The sequence below is a fragment of the Desmonostoc vinosum genome (assembly GCF_059505385.1).
The window spans coordinates 1-4,503 of sequence record NZ_JCACKM010000285.1; the positions used below are offsets into that span (position 1 = coordinate 1).

The 4,503-nt window shown below is 43.8% G+C and carries 5 protein-coding genes; 4 read left to right on the forward strand and 1 reads right to left on the reverse strand.

All coding sequences use genetic code 11. The features are described 5' to 3' along the window. Positions 1 to 94 precede the first annotated feature (94 nt). On the reverse strand, positions 95 to 1,519 hold the full coding sequence (locus AC5JMF_RS29965) for an NADP-dependent isocitrate dehydrogenase (RefSeq protein ID WP_495799347.1): 1,425 nt from the start codon (positions 1,517 to 1,519) through the stop codon (positions 95 to 97). Between the two features lie 172 nt (positions 1,520 to 1,691). On the opposite strand from AC5JMF_RS29965, the gene AC5JMF_RS29970 reads away from it, so the two are divergent. The 4 genes from AC5JMF_RS29970 to AC5JMF_RS29985 all read left to right on the forward strand — a co-directional run bounded on the left by AC5JMF_RS29970 (position 1,692) and on the right by AC5JMF_RS29985 (position 4,148). Beyond that, complete coding sequence (locus AC5JMF_RS29970) at positions 1,692 to 2,417, forward strand: GUN4 N-terminal ARM-like repeat domain-containing protein (protein WP_495799348.1); 726 nt, start codon at positions 1,692 to 1,694, stop codon at positions 2,415 to 2,417. Positions 2,418 to 2,475: 58 nt separating this feature from the next. Then, positions 2,476 to 2,694 carry a type II toxin-antitoxin system HicB family antitoxin gene (locus tag AC5JMF_RS29975; RefSeq protein WP_495799349.1) on the forward strand — a complete coding sequence of 73 codons (219 nt, stop codon included), beginning with the start codon at positions 2,476 to 2,478 and terminating at the stop codon, positions 2,692 to 2,694. After that, on the forward strand, positions 2,694 to 2,906 hold the full coding sequence (locus AC5JMF_RS29980) for a type II toxin-antitoxin system HicA family toxin (protein WP_495799350.1): 213 nt from the start codon (positions 2,694 to 2,696) through the stop codon (positions 2,904 to 2,906). Before AC5JMF_RS29975 ends, AC5JMF_RS29980 begins: the two co-directional genes overlap by 1 nt. Before the next feature lie 78 nt (positions 2,907 to 2,984). Continuing rightward, a complete protein-coding gene (locus AC5JMF_RS29985; protein ID WP_495799351.1) occupies positions 2,985 to 4,148 on the forward strand; it encodes an ABC transporter ATP-binding protein in 1,164 nt (387 codons plus the stop codon). Positions 4,149 to 4,503: the final 355 nt, after the last annotated feature.

The window sequence follows — 4,503 nt, forward strand, 5'->3', positions numbered from 1 at the left end:
TCCCCAGTCCCCAGTCCCCAGTCCCCAGTCCCCAGTCCCCAGTCCCCAGTCCCTACTCCCCAGTCCCCAGTCCCCAGTCCCCAGTCCCCAGTCCCTACTCCCCGAAACGCTGAATAATTGCCTCGGCAAATTCAGAACATTTCAAGGGTTCAACGGGTGGTTCTAGCAATCTTGCTAAGTCGTAGGTAACTTGACTGTTGGCGATCGCATCTCCTAATCCTTGCTTGATTAAGTCTGCTGCCTCTTGCCAACCCAAATACTCCAGCATCATCACACCAGACAAAATCACTGAACCAGGATTTATCTTGTCTAAACCAGCGTGTTTGGGTGCGGTGCCGTGGGTAGCTTCAAAGATGGCGCAGGCATCGCCAATGTTGGCCCCGGGCCCCATTCCTAACCCACCCACAATTGCCGCCGCTGCATCAGACAAGTAATCACCGTTTAAGTTCATTGTCGCCAGAATCGAATACTCATCTGGTCTAGTTTGGATTTGTTGAAAAATACTGTCAGCAATCCGGTCGTTGACCAAAATTTTATCTTTCCATTTGCCGTTACCGTGGGTTTCCCAAATTGAGTTAAGAACTGTTTCAACTTCCTTGACAATTTGGGCTTTTTTCTCGTCTGTCAAGGCATCAAATCCTGGATCGATCTGACGGGCATTGTCTTCTAACGAGATCTGGGGATTTTTCTCTTTATTACTCAAAATCCAAGATTCCCGTTCGGTAACAGTTTCTTGACGAAACTCAGTAGTTGCCAATTCATAACCCCAATCCCGGAAAGCGCCTTCGGTGTATTTCATGATGTTCCCTTTATGCACCAAAGTTACTTGTTGCTTATTTTTAGGGAGTTGTAGAGCATGTTTGATGGCACGCCGGACTAAGCGCTGGGAACCCTTTTTACTGATAGGTTTGATGCCAATGCCAGAATCGAGAGGAATTTGCTTTTTGCCGTGTTCTGGCGTGGCGGGGATCAGCTCTTTGTTGAGGATGGAGATGAGGCGATCGCCAATTTCGCTACCTTGCCGCCATTCAATCCCCAGATAAATATCTTCCGTATTTTCCCGATAAACAATTACATCCAATTTCTCAGGATTTTTGTGAGGTGAAGGCGTACCTGCATAATAGCGACAAGGACGCACGCAGGCATACAGGTCAAAAATTTGCCGTAAAGCAACATTTAAAGAGCGAATCCCACCACCCACAGGAGTAGTGAGAGGCCCTTTAATAGCCACGCCATAGTCTTGAATAGCCGTTAAAGTGTCTTGAGGTAAATACTGATAAGTGCCGTATAAATCACAAGCCTCATCGCCGGCATAGACCTTAAACCAACTAATTTGCCGTTGTCCCTTGTAGGCCTTTGCTACCGCAGCATCCAGTACTTTTTGGGTAGCGGGCCAGATATCAATCCCTGTTCCATCGCCCCGAATAAAAGGGATAATTGGATTATTTGGGACAATCGGTTCACCATTCTTAAAGGTGATTTTTGCTCCAGTAATGGGGGGTGTAATTTTATCGTACATATTTCACGCGCTCCTGATCGATATGCCGCCGCTGTTGAAATAGAATTTCAGTGAAACTGTCGCAATTTTGTACGATCAAAAATAGTAAACTACATTTCGCTATCAGTGATTCGCTTTTGAGAACACCCGATAGTTGATTGCTTTTTCACTGACCGCTAACACGAGTAATGGCATGACAGACCCAATGATTGTATCAGGCACTGCTAATGACATCGACTCCCTCCGACAATCGCTAATCGCTGGGTCTCTTCAAATTCAACAACAGATCATCCCACAGTTAGCTGCAAAGGGTAATGAAGGACTGGATGTGTTGATGGAATTTTTATTGAAACGTCGTGATCACCCGGCGACTTGGATTGATGGCAAGGCCTATCAAGCCCTTTATAACTCAGATGCACCCCAAGCCCAAGAATTTCTGCTTGCTTATTTTCCTGAGGGAATTGTAACTCTAAAATCAGAATGCGGGGTTAATTACAATCCCTTGCAACAGTTACTCGCTGCTCAAGACTTTGAAGCAGCCGATCGCATAACCATCCAAAAAATGTGTGAATTGTCAGGGCCAACGGCTATACAAAGAAAATGGTTGTATTTTACTGAGGTGGAAAATACCCCAGCTGTTGACTTGCAAACCATTAACAACTTATGGTTAGTCCACTCTGAAGGTAAGTTTGGCTTTTCGGTGCAGCGAGAAATCTGGTTAAGTTTGGGTAAAAACTGGGACAACTTCTGGCCAAAAATTGGCTGGAAAATCGGTAACAATTGGACGCGATATCCCCATGAATTTACTTGGGATCTCAGCGCCCCTAAAGGTCATTTACCCCTTTCTAATCAATTACGAGGGGTGCGGGTGATTGCCTCTTTATTGTCTCATCCAGCTTGGTCTAGTAATAATTCGTAATGCTTCTCCTTTTGGAAACGCTCTAAACAATGATTGTGAGTCTAGGTAAAGATAAATTATGATGAACGCTGCCAAACGAGAATTTTACGTCATCATTGAACGAGATGAAGATGGCTACTATGTAGGAGAAGTCCCTCAGCTAAAAGCTTGTTATAGTCAGGGAGAAACAATTGATGAGTTAATTGTAAATATTAAAGAAGTAATAGAACTTTGTTTGGAAACAGAAAATGTTGAAATAATACCAGAATTTGTAGGGATTCAAAAAATAGCGATTTAATGCCGAAGCTACCAAGTTTGACAGGAAAAGCAATTATTAATATTGTAGAAGAAATAGGCTTTCAGGTAGTGCGTCAAAAAGGCAACCATGTACAAATGAAACATGAGGATGGATGCACACTAACTATTCCTGTTCATGCTGGTAAAACCATTGGTAGAGGATTGCTACGCAAGATACTACGCGATGCTGAACTAACAAGGGAAAGTTCTTAGCATTGCTGGAATCAGAAGGTTAGGGAAGTTTCCCCAAGCCATTCCTAAATTCAAAATCTCAAGTATCAACTCTTAATAATGGCAAAAGTTCGTCTAGAAGATATCAAGCGTAGATTTAACAATGTCACCGCCATCGAGGACATTACTTTTGAAATTCCTGATGGGGAATTTTGGGTTTTAGTCGGCCCGTCGGGTTGTGGTAAGTCTACAATTTTACGCACGATCGCTGGTTTGGAAACTGCTACGTCTGGCAAACTCTTTATTGGCGAACAATTGGTAAATAATGTCCCGGCTAGACAGCGAGATGTGGCGATGGTATTCCAAAACTACGCTCTTTATCCTCACATGAGTGTGGCGCAAAATATCGCCTTTGGGTTAAAGATGCGGAAGGTTGACTCGAAGGTGATTCAAGAGCGGGTGGTGACGGTGGCGCGATCGCTTTCTTTGGAACACTTGCTAGATCGTAAGCCGAAACAGCTTTCTGGTGGACAGCAACAACGGGTAGCATTAGGAAGGGCGATCGCTCGTCAACCACAAGTATTTTTACTTGATGAGCCTTTATCTAATTTAGATGCTCAGTTACGGGATGATACACGAGCTGAGTTGAAACAGTTACACCAAGAGTTAGGTGTTACAACTGTTTATGTGACTCACGATCAAGTTGAAGCAATGACTCTGGCTGATAAAATTGTGGTGCTAAATCGAGGACGGATTCAACAAATTGGTGAGCCTCAAAGTATTTATGCACGCCCAGCTAATCAGATGGTAGCAACTTTTTTGGGCAGTCCACCGATGAATATTTTACCAGCTATTTATAAGCATGAGGGTTTTGATGTTAGCGGACAGTTGTTAAGAATAACGCCGCAAATGCGGGAGAGTTTGCATTTACCTACGGGACAAAGTTTTGATTTGGGTATTAGACCAGAGCATATTTATATTAACGAACCACAGAGGCGCAGCGAAAAGTCTGAGCGCCAGCTTCCGACGAACAGAACTTTTCAAGACGGAGAACACGCAGAGGAAGAGTTGGGAGAATTGTCGGTTGAGGTTAAGGTTGTGGAACCTTTGGGAAGGGAAACTTTGATGCGTGTGAGTTTACCTGGTTCGTTGGTGTTGTTGAATGTGCAGGTGGGTGGAGATGTGCGTTCACATCCTGGCGATCGCTTGTCTCTACAATTAGATTTAAGTCAGTTGTTTGTGTTTGACCCCAAAACCGGTGATAGAATCTCACCCCAAGATTAGGAAAAATCTTTTCCCCATTCCCCCGCGTGGGCTTCGACTTCGCTCAGCCCACGCTTACAGCACTTTGCAAGTAAATGAAGTACACATCTTAATATGATAAATCTTGTGGGGTGGGCATCCTGCCCGCCCTTGTGTACTTCATTCAGATGAAATGTGCTGTAAGTAAGCTAAGAGGTTGTTTGAAAAGTCTAAATTAATTTTTTGTTATCTATGTAAAAGCATATTAGCCGGATTAGATAAAGAGTTGGGTGTAAATCAGTCTAATAGTATCGAAAACTCACATCTTGCACCTGCCAGTGAAAATAATAGACTTCTTGCAAAAATACTTGAACCGTCAGAGACTCAAGTCTCTGCC

Bases quoted from the DNA above. Each gene is read 5' to 3' on its own strand.
- AC5JMF_RS29965 (WP_495799347.1), bottom strand. From the start codon at position 1,519: ATGTACGATAAAATTACACCCCCCATTACTGGAGCAAAAATCACCTTT.
- AC5JMF_RS29970 (WP_495799348.1), top strand. From the start codon at position 1,692: ATGACAGACCCAATGATTGTATCAGGCACTGCTAATGACATCGACTCC.
- AC5JMF_RS29975 (WP_495799349.1), top strand. From the start codon at position 2,476: ATGATGAACGCTGCCAAACGAGAATTTTACGTCATCATTGAACGAGAT.
- AC5JMF_RS29980 (WP_495799350.1), top strand. From the start codon at position 2,694: ATGCCGAAGCTACCAAGTTTGACAGGAAAAGCAATTATTAATATTGTA.
- AC5JMF_RS29985 (WP_495799351.1), top strand. From the start codon at position 2,985: ATGGCAAAAGTTCGTCTAGAAGATATCAAGCGTAGATTTAACAATGTC.